This is a genomic window from Acinetobacter sp. 16 (assembly GCF_033439925.1).
In the GTDB taxonomy this organism is placed as follows: domain Bacteria; phylum Pseudomonadota; class Gammaproteobacteria; order Pseudomonadales; family Moraxellaceae; genus Acinetobacter; species Acinetobacter junii.
In genome coordinates, this window is sequence record NZ_CP137746.1 from 1,560,725 (window position 1) to 1,579,505 (window position 18,781).

14 protein-coding genes are annotated in these 18,781 nt (G+C 38.0%); 8 read left to right on the forward strand and 6 right to left on the reverse strand.

All coding sequences use genetic code 11. From position 1 onward, the window contains the following. The first annotated feature begins 107 nt into the window (after window positions 1-107). Entirely contained in the window at window positions 108-2,546 is a 2,439-nt protein-coding gene (locus tag R2H34_RS07675; protein WP_318342543.1) for an ExeM/NucH family extracellular endonuclease, read from the forward strand. 205 nt (window positions 2,547-2,751) lie between these two features. Further along, on the forward strand, window positions 2,752-3,363 hold the full coding sequence (locus tag R2H34_RS07680; protein WP_004915125.1) for a glutathione binding-like protein: 612 nt from the start codon (window positions 2,752-2,754) through the stop codon (window positions 3,361-3,363). 52 nt (window positions 3,364-3,415) lie between these two features. On the opposite strand, the gene R2H34_RS07685 is transcribed toward R2H34_RS07680, so the two are convergent. Next, a complete protein-coding gene (locus R2H34_RS07685; RefSeq protein ID WP_004966800.1) occupies window positions 3,416-3,760 on the reverse strand; it encodes a hypothetical protein in 345 nt (114 codons plus the stop codon). A gap of 158 nt (window positions 3,761-3,918) precedes the next feature. Beyond that, window positions 3,919-5,484, reverse strand: coding sequence for an alkyl hydroperoxide reductase subunit F (gene ahpF / locus R2H34_RS07690; protein WP_108565313.1), 1,566 nt, complete (start codon window positions 5,482-5,484; stop codon window positions 3,919-3,921). A 223-nt stretch (window positions 5,485-5,707) separates the two neighbouring features. Between ahpF and R2H34_RS07695 the strand changes: the two genes are divergently transcribed. Together R2H34_RS07695 and R2H34_RS07700 are read left to right on the forward strand one after the other, a co-directional pair. After that, window positions 5,708-5,926, forward strand: coding sequence for a DUF1653 domain-containing protein (locus R2H34_RS07695; protein ID WP_042893382.1), 219 nt, complete (start codon window positions 5,708-5,710; stop codon window positions 5,924-5,926). Between the two features lie 37 nt (window positions 5,927-5,963). Then, window positions 5,964-6,551, forward strand: a complete 588-nt coding sequence (locus R2H34_RS07700; RefSeq protein ID WP_042893386.1) for an O-methyltransferase — start codon at window positions 5,964-5,966, stop codon at window positions 6,549-6,551. On the opposite strand, the gene R2H34_RS07705 is transcribed toward R2H34_RS07700, so the two are convergent. Next, on the reverse strand, window positions 6,528-7,574 hold the full coding sequence (locus R2H34_RS07705) for an AraC family transcriptional regulator (protein WP_004953637.1): 1,047 nt from the start codon (window positions 7,572-7,574) through the stop codon (window positions 6,528-6,530). The genes R2H34_RS07700 and R2H34_RS07705 overlap by 24 nt on opposite strands. 122 nt (window positions 7,575-7,696) lie before the next feature. Between R2H34_RS07705 and R2H34_RS07710 the strand changes: the two genes are divergently transcribed. After that, window positions 7,697-8,890, forward strand: a complete 1,194-nt coding sequence (locus R2H34_RS07710) for an alkane 1-monooxygenase (protein ID WP_004915142.1) — start codon at window positions 7,697-7,699, stop codon at window positions 8,888-8,890. 24 nt (window positions 8,891-8,914) lie between these two features. Here R2H34_RS07710 and R2H34_RS07715 read toward each other — a convergent pair whose 3' ends face one another. Further along, entirely contained in the window at window positions 8,915-9,130 is a 216-nt protein-coding gene (locus R2H34_RS07715) for a KTSC domain-containing protein (protein ID WP_020899936.1), read from the reverse strand. A 230-nt stretch (window positions 9,131-9,360) separates the two neighbouring features. Next, a complete protein-coding gene (gene ahpC, locus R2H34_RS07720) occupies window positions 9,361-9,924 on the reverse strand; it encodes an alkyl hydroperoxide reductase subunit C (RefSeq protein WP_004662563.1) in 564 nt (187 codons plus the stop codon). 471 nt (window positions 9,925-10,395) lie between these two features. Between ahpC and R2H34_RS07725 the strand changes: the two genes are divergently transcribed. From R2H34_RS07725 to R2H34_RS07735, 3 genes are all read left to right on the forward strand, one after another. Next, window positions 10,396-11,556 carry a sterol desaturase family protein gene (locus R2H34_RS07725; RefSeq protein ID WP_004915145.1) on the forward strand — a complete coding sequence of 387 codons (1,161 nt, stop codon included), beginning with the start codon at window positions 10,396-10,398 and terminating at the stop codon, window positions 11,554-11,556. 112 nt (window positions 11,557-11,668) lie between these two features. Next, entirely contained in the window at window positions 11,669-15,523 is a 3,855-nt protein-coding gene (gene hrpA, locus R2H34_RS07730) for an ATP-dependent RNA helicase HrpA (RefSeq protein ID WP_042893381.1), read from the forward strand. Window positions 15,524-15,569: 46 nt separating this feature from the next. Beyond that, entirely contained in the window at window positions 15,570-16,676 is a 1,107-nt protein-coding gene (locus R2H34_RS07735) for a beta-ketoacyl-ACP synthase III (protein WP_004953654.1), read from the forward strand. Between the two features lie 55 nt (window positions 16,677-16,731). On the opposite strand, the gene R2H34_RS07740 is transcribed toward R2H34_RS07735, so the two are convergent. Next, the gene (locus R2H34_RS07740) at window positions 16,732-18,435 is read right to left on the reverse strand and encodes a DUF4394 domain-containing protein (RefSeq protein ID WP_042893378.1); all 1,704 of its coding nucleotides are present in this window, start codon (window positions 18,433-18,435) and stop codon (window positions 16,732-16,734) included. Window positions 18,436-18,781 lie beyond the last annotated feature (346 nt).

Genomic DNA, 18,781 nt, shown 5'->3' on the forward strand with positions numbered 1-18,781 from the left:
TTTCTTGAAACTTTTTAGTAGTGATTAAAATTTGTCAAAAAAGCTTCATAGAGTTGTCATAGAAGTTGCATAGCCTAATTGCAATTTAAAACACTTAGTAAAAAACTATGAAAAATTTTAATTACCATTCGCTTGCGATTTGCTTAGGTATGTTGGGAGCTTCTTCTACATTTTCTATTGCACATGCGCAACTCATGTTTAGCCAATATGTTGATGGCAGTAGCAACCGTAAAGGTTTAGAGATCTATAATCCAGATGCGACAACAGTAAATTTAGCAGATTATGAAATCCAACAATTTAATAATGGCGGAACAGTCAAAACAGCAGCATTTCCTTTACAGGGGGCTTTAGCCAGCAAACAGAAATATCTAATCGGGCGTTCAGAATTACAAACACAATTAGGCAACAAAGTGAATCAAGTAGCAGGTCTATCATTCAATGGAGATGATGCGATTGTATTACTTTATCGCGGTACGCCTGTAGATCGTTTTGGACGGATAGGTGAGCGTCCAACTTCAGGTTGGGGCACTACAGTTTATAGTGTTGCTAATAGTTTTAAACGTATTCAAACTCATAATCCTGTGATCAGTGTTGATCCGACTAGTCCATTTGATTTAGATCAGTCTTGGCAGGCTTGGTCAGATCGAAATGATTTTTCGAATTTGACAGGTTCAACAACAACGCCTCCAGTCAATGAATCAGTCAGCTGTAGCAGTGCGGATACTCCAATTGCGAACTTAGCACAGTCAACCCAAAATCAAAATTATACGATTCGTGGGGTGATCACGGCGGACTATCGCTATAGCAATGGATTTTCAGGTTTCTATATACAAACACCTGATAGCAAGGCAACACCTAATGTGAGTAATGCTATTTTTGTTTATATTCCTGCGAGTAGTGCTGTCAAAGGCGGACAAATCGGTGATGAGGTGATTTTACGCGGTCGTCTCACTAACTATCAAAACCAACTTCAAATTGATCAATTACAGCAAGACATACAAACCTGTAATCAAAATATGGCATCGCTAATTCAACCACTTGATCTTAATTTACCATTTACGAGTCTTATTGACAATACAGGTAATACACCAAAACGCTATCAAGGGATGTTGGTGAAATTACCGCAAACTTTAACTATCAGCGAGAACTATAATTTTGGGCGTTATGGTGAGTTGTCCCTGAGTCTTGGTCGCCTATTTATTCCTACCAATCTATATCCAGCTTTATCGAATGAAGCGAAGGCATTGGCACAGCAAAACCTGCTTTCTAAGATCATTTTTGATGATGGCTATAATAATCAAAATCGAGCACCATGGTTGCCACAAAATTTTAGTGTTTTAAACACTCTACGTTCTGGATATCAATTAAAGAATGCACAAGGTATTTTGGAATATCGCTTTAATGCTTGGCGTGTACAACCGATTGCAGGTGCAAACTTGCCTGAAGTCGTTACCACAACTAATCCACGAACGACAATTGCTGTGAAACAAACGAAACATATTCGTGCTGCAGCGTTTAACGTGTTGAACTATGACAATGGCAAGAATGGTTTCCCAACTGAACGTGGTGCGAACAGTCAGGCTGAATTTGATAAGCAACATGCCAAAATCATAAGTGCATTAAAATCTATTGATGCTGATGTGTATGGTTTGATGGAGATTGCCAATAATGGTTATGGTAGTGATAGTGCGGTTGCTTATTTAACCAAAGCTTTAGGGCCAGATTGGAAATATGTAATTCCTGAAGATTTAAATCAATTAGGCACAGATGTGATTGCTGTGGCGATTATTTATAATAGCAAACGTGTTCAACCAGTGAATAAAACAGCTGTTCTAGATCTGGGTGAAAAGAATCGTTCAACTATCGCACAATCATTCAAACCAGTGCATGGTGGACAAATTTTCACAGTAATTCCAAATCATCTTAAATCTAAAAGTTGTTCGGGCGTTGACTTGAACTCGCTTGATGCTGATCAAAAAGATGGTCAAGGCTGCTGGAATCCGACTCGTGTTAAAGCCGTTGAACAGCTCACTCAGTGGATTGCAAAGAATCCTACCCAAGTCAAAAATCCAAATATTTTGTTGCTTGGTGATATGAATAGCTATGCCAAAGAAGACCCAATTTTAGCTTTTGAAAAAGCCAACTACAAAGTTCTACTCAATGACAGCAAAATCGGAGAGGGTACGAACACTTATAGTTATGTCTTTGGGGTTTCCAGTAATAGTGATGGTTATGGTGGAGCAGGCAATCTTGATCATGCGATTGCTGATGCAAATCTTTATAAACGTGTAGTTAAAGCTTTTGCTTGGCATATCAATGCTGATGAGCCGACAGTACTTGATTACAATGAAGAATATAAAACTGATGAGCAAAAAGAACTTTTCTTTGCTGCAGACCCATATCGTTCATCTGACCATGACCCTGTCATTGTAGACTTAGACTTAAAAACATCAGATGCTCAGCTAGAATCGAATCAGAAAAATATCATTGTCGAGTTCTTAAATTCTCTATTTGAGTGGTTAGGAAAGCTTTTTGGTCGAGCTTAACTACATTTCGTGACATTGTGCAGTTTGTTTTTTCATAAATTAATCAATCGTCACGGAATATAACTTGCAAGCTAGAAAAAAATTCATTAATAGTAGATGGGTAGATGTTTTTAGCATTAGAGCTATTATAAATTTAAATCTATATCTGTTCTCGATGTTTATTCGAAGTTCAAGAGCATAAGTAGTTAGATAACAAGGATTAGAGATGAAGTTGTATTATTCACCAGGCGCATGTTCGTTAGCGGCACACATTATTTTAAATGAAATAAATGTTGATTTTGATTTAGAACGAGTTGATTTAAAAACGCATAAAACTTCTAAAGGTGCAGATTATTACGAGATTAATCCTAAGGGTTATGTCCCAGCACTAGAAATTAATCCAGGTCTAATTTTGACTGAAAATGTAGCGATATTACCATTCTTAGCACAACACGATCCAAAGCAAGATTTGATTCCACCATCAGGGATGGGGCGAGCTAAAGTATTGGAATGGTTGGGTTATTTGAACTCAGAACTTCATGATGCATATGCTGTTTTCTTTGGTGGTAAACTTACAGATGATGAAAAGACCAAAGCATATGCAGAAGTAGATCGTTTACTTAAATATATCGATAATTATTTAGCTGAATCTGAATATGATTATCTAGTTGATGATAATTTTGGTCCAGCGGATGCATATTTATTTGTACTGACAAACTGGTCAAATCATATTGAGCATGATTTAACGCCTTATACCAATATTATCGCGCTTCGTAATAAAGTAGCTGAACGTCAGTCTGTACAAATTGCTATGCGTGATGAAGGTTTGTTTAATTAAAAATCTACAAATAAAAAAGCCTCTATACAGAGGCTTTTTTATTATCAACAAATTATTGTTGAGCTTTTTCTTTAACGTTCGCAGCACCTGATTCTACAGCACCAGCAACATTGGCAGTCGCATCACGTGCAGCAGCTTCAGTTTTAGCAGCAGCTTCAGCAGTTGCATGAGCAGTATGATCAGCAGCAGCGTCGATTTGATCAGCAGCAGTATCAACCGCTGTAGCTACATTGGTTGTTGCAGCATCAGCAGCATCTTTCACATCAGCGCCAGCTTGTTCAGCAGCGTTTTCTAAATGTTCACCCGTTGTTGCACCAGTTTCAGGTGCTTTATCTTTGTTACAGCCTACAAGAGCAACAGTAGCAGCTAGACCTAACGCAACAAGTAATTTATTCATTTTCATATTTCCTTTTCGTTGTGGCATCCAACAAGTATGGATATCGAAAATATAAACACAAAGCGAGTGAATAAGAAAGTTACAAATTTGTTGATAACTTGTAAAAACACACACTTACATTGTTAAATGTAAGTGTGGTCACAAAACAAGATATTGACTTAATTCGTAGAACGAATCATGTAATCAAAGGCAGATAATGCAGCTTTCGCACCTTCGCCTGTTGCGATGATGATTTGCTTGTATGGTACTGTCGTACAGTCACCTGCTGCAAATACACCCTGTACATTGGTCTCATTACGATCATTAATCACAATCTCACCACGATTGCTGAGTTCGACTGCACTGTTCTTTAGGAAATCCGTATTTGGCAATAAACCAATTTGTACAAAGATTCCCGCAAGTTCTACTGTGTGTTCTACATCGGTCGCACGATCTTTATACTTCAATGCTGTCACTTGTGAACCATCACCAACCACTTCAGTACTCAAGGCATTGGTGATAACTGTGGTATTCGGCAAACTATTCAACTTATCCTGTAAGACTTGGTCAGCACGAAGTTTGGTATCAAACTCAACTAAAGTTACATGCTCAACAATCCCTGCTAGATCAATCGCAGCTTCTACACCCGAGTTACCTCCACCAATCACTGCAACTCGTTTACCTTTGAATAATGGACCATCACAGTGTGGGCAGTACGCAACACCACGTGTACGGTATTCAGCTTCACCTGGAACATTCATTTCTCTCCAACGAGCACCTGTTGAAAGAATGATGGTCTTAGACTCAAGCTTAGCACCATTTTCTAGTTCAACTTCAACCAAACCATTCGCCGTTTGATCTGCACCTATGATTTTGCTGACTCTTTGTAAGTTCATGATATCCACGCCGTATTCACGGACATGGGCTTCCATATCTTGAGCAAACTTAGGACCAACTGTTTTTTGAATCGTAGTAAAGTTTTCAATATCCATGGTATCCATGACTTGACCGCCAAAACGTTCAGCCACAATCCCTGTTTTGATCCCTTTACGCGCTGCATAGATCGCTGCTGTACCACCTGCAGGACCACCACCAATCACCAATACATCAAAAGCATCTTTCGCATTGAGAAGTGCTGCATCTTTTTCAGCTGAGTTACTATCTAACTTCGCGATGATTTCTTCCAAAGTCATACGACCCTGACCAATATGTTGATTGTCTTGGAATAACATTGGGACTGCTAAGATTTTGCGTTCTTCAACTTCTTCTTGGAAGAAACCACCATCAATCATGGTCGCAGTTGCATCGGGGTTATAGATCGCAATCAGGTTCAACGCTTGAACTACATCTGGACAGTTGTGACAACTCAACGATACAAACACATCAAAGTTTGATTTTAAGTTCAAGCCTTTAATCTGATTTAAAACCTCATCAGATACCTTCGGTGCATAACCTGAAACTTGTAACAATGCCAAGATCAAAGAGGTGAACTCATGTCCCATCGGTAGACCAGCGAAGAACACACGCGGTTGTTCACCTGCTTTAGCCACACCGAAACTAGGACGGCGAGCGTTTGAACCGTCAAAACGCGCCGTAACTTGATCAGAAAGTTCAGCAATTTCAGTCACGAGTTCTTTGATTTTTGCAGCTTTATCGGATTCATCTAAAGCAGCCACTAACTCGATTGGACTTTCTAAACGTTCTAAGTAAGCTTTTAATTGAGTTTTAATATTTTGATCTAACATGTCTTTCTCCAAATTCTCAGCAATTCAATCAGCTAAATTCTTTCAATGGGGCTATAGTACGCAAATTATTTAAATAGGTAAAACAGGTTGTTTTTATTATTTTGATCGTATTTTTGAATCCATAGGCCTATGTTAATTAAATGCGTTCAAAGATAATACTTGAATACTTCTGAACTTGTTATATAACTGCAATCTTTACATGGCATAACTAAGGGAAAGTGAAATGGCTTTACAGCGTGGTATTTATCAACACTATAAAGGTCAGCTTTATCAGGTATTTAATGTTGCAAGACATAGCGAAACAGAAGAAGAGTTGGTTGTATATCAATGCTTGTATGGTGATTATTCCATGTGGGTTCGACCTTTAAGCATGTTTATTGAAACTGTTGCACTCGATAGTGGTGAAATTGTTCCGCGTTTTAAGTTGATTCAACCAACATAATTGATAGCAAATGTCTGAGCATCATCGGGAGCGAAATATGACCAGCACGGTGTTTTTAAAACGAATTGCTGATTTATATGATGAGTTTAAACAACATGATGCTCGACAGGCTGATCGTTTAAGACGTTTTCGGAACATTGAAGCTGAGTCCGCTAAATTATTGTCCATGCTGGTAAGAACACAGCAATCCCAACGTATTTTAGAAATAGGCACTTCCACTGGATATTCAACACTTTGGTTAGCTGAGGCTGCAAAGACAGTTGGCGGTCATGTTCAAACACTTGAAATCAATGCGTTTCGTAGTGCACAAGCGAAGAAATATGCAGAAGAATTTAGTCTAGAAGCGTATATTGATTTTTGGGTGGGAGATGCCGCTGATTATTTGGCAGCATCCGTCGAGCAATATGATCTCATACTCTTAGATGCCGAACGCGGAAGCTATGCTGGTTATTGGAATGATCTCAAGAGACTGATGTCAACTAAAGGTGGGACTTTAATTATTGATAATGTAATTTCTCACCCAGCAGAAGTGAAGCCATTATTAGATTCGATAAAAAATGACGAACTTTATATGAGTACTATATTACCTATAGGTGCAGGCTTATGTATGGTCGTCACGAAGTGAGTTGGTTTTGGTATGTGCCAAACGATAATCTTGAGGGCTACACCCCATGATTTTATTAAATGCACGAGTGAAATTGGCAGGGTTGGAATAACCTAACTCATATGCAATATGTGTAATGGTAAAGGATGTATTTTCAAGTAATTCAATTGCACGCTCAGTACTGATCTTTTGTTTTAGGCGATTAAATTCTACTCCTTGTTGTTGCAAATATCGTTGTAGGGTTTTGGTTGAAATATTTAATACTTTCGCGCATTCAGTCAGTGTCGGAACTTGATTCGCTTGCCTTAACATTGTACTGATCCACTCTACAATTTCACCCTGATGATAAATTTTTTGAATCTGTTCCTGACAACGTTGTTCTACAACTTTTAAGCTATGTGCATCTGCTAAAGGCAAGGGAAGTGCTAATTGCTGCTGATCAAGTACAACTCTGATCCCTGTAAACCAAGTGTAATTGAAATGAAACTGAGCTTTGACAAGGTGTATGTATCTATCACTGTAGGCAGGCTCAGGAATACTTAAATAAATTTGATAGCGTTGTAATTGCTGACCTGCAAGCTCAAATAGACTGTAATAAAATCCGACTGCAATTGCTTCGATATGGAAGCTTAAACAACGTTTATTCATCTGCAAAATTGGTTCAAATAATAATTCGACCTTTTGCTGCGCTTGTGAAAACTGAATGGAAAGCTTAAAGCTCGGCATAATCAGCTTGAAATATTGTGCAATTAATTTTAATGCATGATCCAGATTGGGACTGGTCATAAGTGCATAACCGACCAAGCTATGTGAACTTAGTTTCAAATTTCTGCCTAACTGAAAGGCTAAATCTTCTGTATTCGGTAAACTTAATCCTAACTCAATAAATTGTTCGATTTGCTGAATTGATAAAAACTCAGTTTGTGATAATTGATCCTTAAATTGGTTTAAAACTGAATTATCGTATTGATTGGTACTGATCAATATCTCAATCAAACGTAAATAATAGCGAGCTGGAATAACAGGGATTTGTTGTTTATGCACAATAAATCTCCACTAAAGTCTTAAAATGATAATATGAAGTCTTAAAATGATAATATAGCAACTGTTCAGAAGAACACAATCAATTCAAGCAAAACATTAAACGCTTGATTGAGGAGTTTAGAATGAATATGCATGCGCAATTAGATGTAGAACAAACAACTACACCATTTAAGGATAAAAAGCGTCATTTGTGGTTACTTGGTCTTGCAGTACCAGCTATCGCGATGAGTGGACTTGCTGGCTATCAATTTGGACCTAAAAAATCGAAAAAGTTTTTTGCCTCATTTGGACCATTATTTATCCATGGTGTGATCCCAACTCTAGACAAATTAATTGGTGAGGATACTGAAAATCCACCACTAGATGCGATTGCGGACTTAGAAGCTGACCCATATTACTCTCGCATTGTGAAGCTTTTTATACCACTCCAATATGCAACTAACGTTTATGGAGCCTACTTAGCAAGTCGAAAAGGCACATCTGTAGCTGATCAAGTTCTATTAGGAACTTTAGTTGGTATGGTGAATGGTATTGCAATTAATACTGCACATGAATTAAGCCATAAAAATGGTCGTTTAGAACATTATTTATCACATCTTGCATTAGCGCCATCAGGGTATAACCACTTCAGAATTGAACATCCATATGGGCATCATCGTCGAGTAGCAACGCCTGAAGATCCTGCATCATCACGTTTGGGTGAGACCTTTTGGAAGTTCTTACCACGTACAGTAATTGGAAGTTTTAAATCTGCAATTGAGATAGAAAAGAAACGTTTAGAACGCAAAAAACTACCATTTTTCTGCAAGGAAAATGAACTGATTCATGGTTGGGCCATGTCAGCAATTTATCATGGCTTGATGTTTAAGAAATTTGGTATGCGTTCAGTTCCATTTCAACTCACTCAAGCTACATATGCGGTGACTCTATTTGAAGCCGTTAACTATATTGAACATTATGGTTTAAAACGTGAGAAGAAAGAAAATGGGCAGTATGAGCGTACTTTGCCAGAACATAGCTGGAACAATAATAATTTAGTGACGAATCTATTTCTGTACCAGTTACAACGTCATTCAGATCATCATGCTTATCCAACACGCAGTTTCCAAACCTTACGTCATTTTGAAAATGCACCTCAATTACCAGCAGGTTATGGTGCCATGCTTTTACCAGCCTTTATTCCAACATGGTGGTCAAAAATTATGGATGATCGAGTAGTAGAGCATTACAACGGTGACTTGAGTAAAGTAAATTTACACCCTGATGCCGAAGCACGAATATATGAAAAATATGCAGAAGAGATAGATATGATATGAAGAAAGCCCTGAAAAGGGCTTTTTTTATGATGAAGCAGAAATTTGAAGACGTTTAAAGTGTAAATCAAACTCAAGATATTTCTGCACAAAAGCTGTTTTATCTGTTGAGCGAAGTAAATTATCGTAAATAAACTCTGGTACTGGGTGGTAAAGTTCGCCTGAACCATTGTTATAGAAAATTTTTAAATAACGTGAAGAAACATCATATTTCCAAGATGTTACGACTACAGATTTTTCCATACCTTGCACCCCCGCAGTGATCATCGTTTATTACATATAAAAAACTCTTTTAAGTGCTCATCTTTTGACAGTACTCCAACTTTGTACAACTGACAATCAGAAAATGAAGTTTTCTAGTGAATAAAAAATGATAAGAATCATTGAAAAATATGATTGCTTATATGAGAGTAACCTGCATAAAAAAACCACTCTAAAAAGAGTGGTTTTTAACTAATCACTATATCTAGAAATTAGATTTTACCCACTAGGTCAATCGATGGAGCAAGAGTCGCTTCACCTTCTTTCCATTTAGCAGGGCAAACTTCGCCTGGGTGGCTTGCTACGAATTGAGCAGCTTTAAGCTTACGTAAAGTTTCTGAAACATCACGTGCAATTGCATTGTCATGAATTTCAGCAGTTTTAATTACGCCTTCTGGGTTGATGATGAACGTACCACGTAAAGCTAAACCAGCTTCTTCGATATGCACATCAAAAGCACGTGTTAATTGATGTGTAGGATCGCCAACTAATGGGAATTGAGCTTTACCTACAGCAGGAGAAGTTTCGTGCCATACTTTATGAGAGAAGTGAGTGTCAGTTGTTACGATATAAACTTCTGCACCAGCTTTTTTGAACTCTTCATAGTTTTCAGCAGCATCTTCAACTTCTGTTGGGCAGTTAAATGTGAATGCAGCTGGCATAAAAATAAGAACAGACCATTTGCCTTTAAGATCAGCATCAGTTACTTGAATGAATTCACCGTTGCGGAATGCATCAGCTTTAAATGGTTTAACTTCAGTATTAATCAAGCTCATCATTGTCTCCATGATTGAGGTTTATCTTTAAACTTGTTTGCGAGGTCTAGAATAAATAATTTCTAGTTATTGGGGAAATAGTATTTTTACATGACTAAAATCGGAAAATTAAATGATCCGAGATCGATAGCTTTCACCCAAAAAAAGATATTTCCATTTGACTCCATTCACATGAAGCAAAAATGACAAATATCGAAAATGATCGTGCTCTACAACATGAAGCCGATCGCCTTAAAATTCAAGGGTAAAATTGAAAAAAATAAAATTATATAAAAAACCATAATCTGCACGAAGTTCATGCATGTTGGAGATATTATTGTTTATGCTCAAATATTGGACAAAATGTTTCTTGTTTCAAATGTTTGGGATGTTTAGAATTTGAGATAGGGTAGAAATACTGTGAAGTATTAAGCAGGATTAAAGTTAACAGCGAGCGAGATTACTCGTATTCAAAGAGAATTAATACAACAAATGACAGATCAATTAAGAGAAAAATTTGAGAATCTTGAACTCAATGCGGGTTTAGGCAAGATCAGCGCTTTTATATCTATGTCTCTAGGATTATTAAGCATTTTCAGTGCTTTATGCTTTTTATTTCCTTCAGTTCTCACCATGCCAGAACTACGTCCGCTATACGTTAAACATTATGATGCTTTTTATTTTAGTTTGATGATCGCGATTGTGCTTAGTGTAGGTTTTGGTGCGTTTAGTGCGATTTTTAGACAAAATCGATATGGGTTTTATGGTTTGTGTTTCGCATTATTTGCGGCTGTTTTGGGATGTGGGTTAATTAAAGCTCCAACATTGCCGAACATTCCTTTCTATGCAGGTATTGATTATTTCGTACTGACACTGGTGATCTTAGCTTTAGTTTTTATCCCTTTAGAAGGTTTTTTTGCTAAAAATCCCCATCAAAAGATACTTAGAGTTGGATGGGTGACGGATATGAAATATTTCATGTTTAGTCACATTGGCATTCAACTCTTTACCTTTCTAACAGTCATGCCGATTCAGTATTGGATTACTCATCTTCCGAATAATCCAATCGTTCCTTTTGTACAAGCACAGCCGATTTGGTTGCAATTTATAGAATTGTTGATTGTTGTTGATTTCGTTGTGTATTGGTTGCATCGCGCGATGCACGAGGTGACTTTCTTGTGGCGTTTTCATGCGATCCATCATTCAACGGAACATATGGATTGGTTAGCATCTTCACGTTTACATATTGTCGAAGTATTGATGACGCGATTTATTGCAACCTTACCGATATTTTTATTAGGTTTTCATACCTCAGCCGTTTTTGCTTATCTCGTATTTATTTCTTTTCATGCGATATTCATCCACTCAAATGTACGTTTTAGATTTCCGTATTTACGCTGGCTGATAGCTACCCCTGAGTTTCATCATTGGCATCACTCTTCAGAGAAACCTGCGATTGATAAAAACTATGCGGCATTCATCCCATTGTATGATGTCATTTTTAAAACAGTGTATATGCCAAACCATTTGGCAAGTGTATATGGAACTGTGGGGTATAAGATCCCCAATAGTTTTGTAAAGCAATTTGCGTGGCCATTTAAAAAATACGTGAAACAGTTACGTAATCGTTTTGATCATTCATCTAAATCATAAAAACCAAACTAGAACTACAGCAATATCATCAATAGATTGCTGTAGTTCCTTTGCATAGCAAGATTTTAAGGCGTAAAATAGCCGATTATTTAATTTTCAGGAAAGCTGTTCAGTGCAGAGTCATTTAAATGTAGATCAATTGGTTATGGCACGTGACCGTCACCGTTTAAATCGACTGCGCAAAGATAAAAAAACAGAAACAGCAGAAATCGAAAAACTATTTGAACAATCAAACGAAAAGGTGAAACAGCGTTTAGCTCGCTTGCCTAAAATCAAACTCAACCAAGATTTGCCTGTTACGCAATACGCCGATCGTTTGATCGAGGCTATTCAAAAGCATCAGGTGATTATTGTTGCAGGTGAAACTGGTTCTGGTAAAACCACACAGCTTCCTCAAATAGCAATGCTTGCAGGTCGTGGTCTTACTGGCATGATTGGACATACACAACCACGTCGTTTGGCTGCACGTAGCGTTTCGCAACGTATTGCGGAAGAAGTTGGTGAAAAGCTTGGTGAGTCAATTGGTTTTAAAGTTCGCTTTAATGAGCAAGGTTCTCAAGACTCGATCGTTCGGTTGATGACGGACGGTATTCTGTTAGCTGAATTGACTAATGATCGATTCTTATCAAAATACGACACCATTATCATTGATGAAGCGCATGAACGCTCTCTCAATATCGACTTTATCATGGGCTATCTGAAGCAATTATTGCCGAAGCGTCCTGATTTAAAAGTGATTGTTACATCTGCAACCTTAGATGTAAATCGGTTCAGTCAATATTTTAATAATGCACCAATTTTTGAAGTCGAAGGTCGCAGTTATCCTGTTGAAGTTCGTTATCGTCCTATTTCTGAATTGAGTATTGTTGGTAGTGATGATGATGAGTTCGATGATTTTGAGGAAAATCTACCTAGAGCCGTTGTTCAAGCTGTTGAAGAGTGTTTTGCTGATGCTGAAGCAAAAGGTCATCCTGAACATGCTGATATTCTAATTTTTGCCAGTACAGAGCAAGAAATTCGAGAACTACAAGAAACATTACAAAAATATGGGCCACGTCATACAGAGGTATTACCTTTATATGCACGCCTAGCACTCGCAGAACAACAAAAAATCTTTAATCCTGGTGGTAAAGGTCGCCGCATCATTATTGCCACGAACGTAGCAGAAACGGCATTGACCGTTCCAAATATCCGCTATGTGATTGATGGTGGATTTGCACGTATCTCACGTTATAACTATCGATCGCGTGTTCAGCGCTTGCCAATTGAAGCGATTTCGCAAGCAGCAGCCAATCAACGTAAAGGGCGTTGTGGGCGTATAGCAGCGGGTGTGTGTATTCGTCTATATAGCGAAGAAGACTTTTTAAGTCGCCCAGAATTTACTGAACCAGAAATTAAACGAACCAATCTAGCTTCGGTTATTTTGCAAATGCAAAGTCTCGGTCTGGGCAATTTGGAAGATTTCGATTTTATTGAGCCACCTGATTTCCGTTTGGTAAATGACGGTCGTAAGTTGCTTATTGAATTGGGTGCCTTGAACGAACGCAAGAATGAACTGACTAAAGTTGGTCAAATGATGGCACGTATGCCGATTGATCCTCGTTTAGCACGTATGATTATCGGTGGAGCACATTTTGGGGTACTCAAAGAAACCCTTGTTATTGTCAGTGCTTTAGCGATTCAAGACCCTCGTGAGAGACCAGCAGATAAACAAATGCAGGCAGATCAAAAGCATGCTTTATTTAAAGAAGCTGATTCTGACTTTTTGTTCTATTTAAAATTATGGAATACATTGCAAACAAGCCCTGATGCTCAATCTGAAAATAAACGCCGTCAGTTTGCACGCCAACATTTTTTGAGTTGGTTGCGTTTGCGTGAATGGAAACAAACACATCAACAATTAGTAGAGTTGGCAGAAGGTTTAAAACTTAGTTTTAATGAAAAGGGTGCAAATTATGAAAATTTACATCGAGCTTTATTAACTGGTTTACTTTCATTTATTGCCAACAAAACTGATGAACGTAATACCTTTATGGCTGTTCGTCAGCAAAAAGCCAAAGTTTTCCCAGCCAGCACATTGCATAAAACCAATACAGCGTGGGTCATGGCATTTGAGATGGTAGAAACATCCCAAGTTTATCTGCGTACTTTGGCCAAAATAGATCCCGAATGGATATTGTTAGCTGCTCGAGACCTATTGAAATATCACTATTTTGAACCACATTGGTCAAAAAAAGGTGGCATTGTAAATGCGTATGCTCAAATTTCCTTATTTGGTTTGATTATCGAACCTAAACGTTTAGTGAACTTTGAGAAAGTTGATCAGGCAGCTGCACATGAAATCTTTCTGCGTGATGCGCTCACGACTGGCAATTTAGGCATTACACCTGCATTTTTAAAACATAACTTGCTTAAACTTGAAGAAGTGGAGCGAGTTGAGGATAAGTTACGCCGCCGTGATTTAGTGGTCGATGAAGAAACGATTTATCAGTTTTATGCAGAACGTGTACCAGTTGAAGTGGCGAGTCGACATAGTTTTGAAGATTGGCGAGCGACCGTAGAAGCAAAAAATCCTCGTTATTTGTTTGTTGAGGATGATGCACTCTGGATGAGTGATCGTCCAACCACGCAACAATTTCCAGATTATTTGCACAACGGCCAATTACGTTTAGCAGCAAGTTATCGTTTTGATCCAAGTCATGATGAAGATGGGGCTACGGTTAAAATTCCTGTGCAAGCATTGCCTCAAGTGGATGAAAAGCAATGGTCATGGGGAATACCTGGCTGGCGGCAAGATTTGATCGAGGCTTTATTAAAAGCACTACCTAAAGATAAACGCCGCAATTTAGTTCCAATTCCTGATACAGCCAAAAAGTTAATGCAGGGTGTCGATGCTGTTCATTTACGTGAGCATCTATTTAACTATCTCGCTTTTGCTCTACGTGGAGAGCAGATTACTGAAAAAGATTTCTCGTTTGAACGTATCGATCAATACCTTGTTCCTTTTATCAAAGTGATTGATGAAAAAGGAAAATTAATTGCACAAGGTCGTGACTTAGATGAATTAAAGGCGAGATGCCGAGTTGAAACTCATCGTCCAGTAAAACAACAGCAAGGCGAGTTCCAAGCCTTCCCTGAGAGCTTTATCTTTGAAGCTTCTCAAAAGGTTACAGGAGTGATAGTTAAACAGTATCAAGCGCTTGTTCCCACAAAGATATTTTTTGCACTTGAAGCAAAAGATGAATCAGGTGTGGTTGTACAAACGTTTAATGATCAGCAAGAAGCCATCAAACAGCATCGTGAAGGTGTCATTCGTCTGATTCATATGCAGCTTGGAGATTTGATTCGCCAACTGAAAAAGCAGATTTCTAAACCTTTGGCTTTGGCATATTCTCCATTGGGTGAGCGCGCTAAACTCGAACAAATGTTGGTTTATGCAACCCTACAAGTATCAATCCAACAACTTCCACAAAATGCTGAAGAATTTAATACCTTAGCACTTGATGTAAAAAAACACTTTTTGAGCAATGGTCAAAAAGTACTAACGGACATCACTGAAATTTTTACTCAATGGCAGCAAGTCCGTCGTGAGTTGTTGGTTTTAGATCAAGATATATTCGGTCGTAGTATTGACGATATAGAGGATCAGTTGGATTTAATGTCATTGGCGGACTTTGTTTATAGCAAACCAAGTGAGATTTGGCAGGAATATCCACGTTATTTAAAAGCATTGCTATTGCGTTTAGATCGTTTGCCAAATAATCTACAACGTGACCTTGCTGCAATTGATGATGTCGATCCATGGATGGACAAAGTATTTAAGTTTAAAAATGATCCTAAAATCAAAGAAATGTATTTTATGTTAGAGGAATTGAGAATTTCCTTGTTTTCTCAACCAATGAAAACAAAGATGCCAATTTCACCAACTAGATTACAAAAACTATGGGATCGATTAGCAATCGGTTAAACTGAGCAATAATGAAAGTTAGAACCATTCTTTACAGGAGTTTTACATGGGCATCCGTATAACAGGTACAGGTTTGTTTCACCCAACTGAAACAATTTCTAATGAAGAGTTGGTTGAAAGTTTAAATGCTTATGTAGAACAATTTAATCAACAAAATGCTGACAAAATTGCAGCAGGTGAGATCGAAGCTCTACGTGGTTCAAGTCCTGAGTTTATTGAAAAAGCATCTGGTATTAAAAGCCGTTACGTGGTTGAGAAGTCAGGTATTTTAGATCCAACACGTTTACGTCCGCGCTTACAAGAACGTAGTAATGATGAACTTTCGCTCCAAGCCGAGTGGGGTGTAATAGCTGCTAAACAAGCGATGGAAAATGCAGGTGTCACTGCTGAAGATATCGATGTTGTGATTTTAGCATGCTCAAATATGCAACGTGCTTATCCTGCTGTTGCGATTGAAATTCAGTCAGCATTAGGTATTAAAGGCTATGCTTATGATATGAATGTCGCGTGTTCAGCTGCAACATTTGGTTTAAAGCAAGCTTATGACGCTGTGAAATGTGGTGCTCGTCGTGTTTTACTTTTGAATGTTGAAATTACCTCAGGTCATTTGGATTATCGTACACGTGATGCGCATTTTATCTTTGGTGACGTTGCAACTGCTTCAATTATCGAAGAAACTGAAACCAAATCAGGTTATGAAATCTTAGATATTCATTTGTTTACTCAATTTTCAAATAACATCCGTAATAACTTCGGTTTCTTAAACCGTAGTGAAGATGCGGTTGTTGATGACAAATTGTTCCGTCAAGATGGGCGCAAAGTGTTTAAAGAAGTTTGTCCACTTGTCGCAAAAATCATTACAGCACAGTTGGAAAAATTACAATTAACACCTGAACAAGTTAAACGCTTCTGGTTGCATCAAGCGAATGCCAATATGAATGAGTTAATTTTAAAACTCGTTGTTGGTAAAGATGCTGATTTAGATCGTGCACCAATTATTTTGGATGAGTTTGCTAACACTTCTTCTGCGGGCGTAATTATTGCAATGCACCGCACAGGCGAGCAGGTAAATAATGGTGAATATGCTGTAATTTCATCATTCGGTGCAGGGTATTCGGTTGGTTCGATTATCGTACAAAAACATATTGCTTAAAATTTATAGGCAAAATAAAAAACCGCATCAATGATGCGGTTTTTTTGATTTTAGCTTATTTAAGTAAGATCGCTAGGTCGATGACTTGCGGAGTGGTGTTACCACCAATAGTTGAAGCTGCTAAATTTGGTGTTCCATCTACACTGATAGCTAAACGTGCTCTAGGTGTTGTAATTGTTGTATCGCTATTTAAGTCGACTCGATAAAGTACAGATGGTCCAGTTTCACCTGCCACAGTCGCTAAAGCTAAGCCATTGTCACCACCAGCAATATCAAAGCCATTGTCTATACCTAAGTTGATTCCTAAATTACCGATTAGGTTTAATGTGCCTGCGTTTGGTGGATTCTGTTTAGTGAGAGTTTTGCCTGTTTGATCGAGATCAAATAGTTCTGTAGCTAACATCGCAACAGGTGTAGCGAAACTATTGGTATATGCAGCTGCAGTAACTTTAGCCTCAGAAATTCCGTTAATATCGCCATCTTTTATAGTATCGCCAGTATCGACGTTAATTCTTAAGTTCTGTCCAGTATTGCTGATTACGCGGAGTCGATCTGCTGTAGGGTTAAAATCAACTGCGAAACTTGTACCATCTAGGTTTGTGAAAGTGCTGCCAGTAGCTGGTTTGAGTGCAGTGATGAGGCTTGCTAAACCAGTGTCTGTATTGATCGTATACAAATTCCCTTTATTGGTTAATCCATATAGCTTGCCAGAATTGTCAGTTGAGGTCCTAAAACGATAATCGATACCGATAAATTTCTCATCTACAAGCAATCCAGTGAGGCTCTTTTCAATTACAGTATTTGGATTGGTAATAGCGAAGCTAAGCAGTTTATTGTTTGCTGTTAAACCATAGCCTTGAGCTGTGGCATCGGTTGAACGTTTTAATGCAATACCACGAATCCCCATGCTATTAAAACTATTATTCAAGTCATGTGATTCAAAAACAGCATCGCTTGAGGTGCCGACATTAGCAAGATTAAGTTTAAAAAATTTATAATTGCCTGATGCGAGTTTGAGTGCGGCAAAACCTACATTGCTGACAGGGTCTATATCAAAACCACCACCGCCGTTTGTATTAATGTCTGCACCCAAAGCCGTAGAATTACCTAATGTACCTACGTTCGCATTTTGAAGATAAATGCGATCAGAATTTTGGTCAATGCTATATAGTTTTGTTGAACCTGTGCCAGCAAAGGCATTGGTATAAGCACCTGCAACAACTGCTGCAGTACCTGTGGCTAAATTAATCGTACCATCTGTAATGGTTGCACCAGTATCAACATTGATACGTAAGTTTTGTCCTGTGTTAGAAATTACACGTAGGCGATCTGCAGCAGGGTTAAAATTGACAGTGATAAGGTTGGCATCACCCATAATTTGTGTGAAAGATGCATTTCCATCTGTAGTATCGCTCGGGTCGGCGATTAGTTTTCTCAGGAAAGTTGCTTCGCCATTGTTTGGATTTAAAGTGTATAAGTTCGCCTGTAGACCAACAGCATAAAGTTTGCCGTCTTTAGGGCGGTAATCAATACCTACCAGTTCATCTCCAGACATTAATCCTTTAATCTTGCGGTTAGACACAACCTTGTCAGGCATTGATCTATCGACTGAACTAATCATTCCATTGGCAGTTAGAATTAAAGTATCGCCAGTATTCACATTTGACGACTCGGTATCGCTGTCTGAATCACTATTACAACCTAACAATGCAAAGCTTGCTAATGCAGTAACAGTCAAAGCTGTAATTTTCTTATTCATGTGTCTATCCTGATCTCAAAGTTATTTATAATAAGAAGTCGTCTTCCAATGAACGGTTTAAATTGACAAAGCTTCTTGATATTCATTTTTGTTTGGAGGAAATTCCAAAAAAGAGGGATGTATTAAGTTAAAAAATACAAATCACAATTTTTTGAAATTCACTTCTACTTGAATCAGGTTATGCGGACTAGGGTATAAAGTAAATTAATGTTTTTAAGTGATTTTTTGGTAGTAGCGTGTCGATTGGTAATTATTCACGAGGAATTCACGCTCGTTAAGAAACGTTAATTAGTGCACAGAAATTATTTTTTAAAATTGGATTATCTCATATCAAAAAATAAAAAAG

What these genes read in the sequence shown, in the direction of transcription:
- ahpC (WP_004662563.1), bottom strand. Translation starts at nt 9,924, where the DNA reads ATGAGCTTGATTAATACTGAAGTTAAACCATTTAAAGCTGATGCATTC.
- R2H34_RS07715 (WP_020899936.1), bottom strand. Translation starts at nt 9,130, where the DNA reads ATGGAAAAATCTGTAGTCGTAACATCTTGGAAATATGATGTTTCTTCA.
- R2H34_RS07700 (WP_042893386.1), top strand. Translation starts at nt 5,964, where the DNA reads ATGACCAGCACGGTGTTTTTAAAACGAATTGCTGATTTATATGATGAG.
- R2H34_RS07695 (WP_042893382.1), top strand. Translation starts at nt 5,708, where the DNA reads ATGGCTTTACAGCGTGGTATTTATCAACACTATAAAGGTCAGCTTTAT.
- R2H34_RS07725 (WP_004915145.1), top strand. Translation starts at nt 10,396, where the DNA reads ATGACAGATCAATTAAGAGAAAAATTTGAGAATCTTGAACTCAATGCG.
- R2H34_RS07685 (WP_004966800.1), bottom strand. Translation starts at nt 3,760, where the DNA reads ATGAATAAATTACTTGTTGCGTTAGGTCTAGCTGCTACTGTTGCTCTT.
- R2H34_RS07710 (WP_004915142.1), top strand. Translation starts at nt 7,697, where the DNA reads ATGAATATGCATGCGCAATTAGATGTAGAACAAACAACTACACCATTT.
- R2H34_RS07735 (WP_004953654.1), top strand. Translation starts at nt 15,570, where the DNA reads ATGGGCATCCGTATAACAGGTACAGGTTTGTTTCACCCAACTGAAACA.
- R2H34_RS07675 (WP_318342543.1), top strand. Translation starts at nt 108, where the DNA reads ATGAAAAATTTTAATTACCATTCGCTTGCGATTTGCTTAGGTATGTTG.
- R2H34_RS07680 (WP_004915125.1), top strand. Translation starts at nt 2,752, where the DNA reads ATGAAGTTGTATTATTCACCAGGCGCATGTTCGTTAGCGGCACACATT.
- ahpF (WP_108565313.1), bottom strand. Translation starts at nt 5,484, where the DNA reads ATGTTAGATCAAAATATTAAAACTCAATTAAAAGCTTACTTAGAACGT.
- R2H34_RS07740 (WP_042893378.1), bottom strand. Translation starts at nt 18,435, where the DNA reads ATGAATAAGAAAATTACAGCTTTGACTGTTACTGCATTAGCAAGCTTT.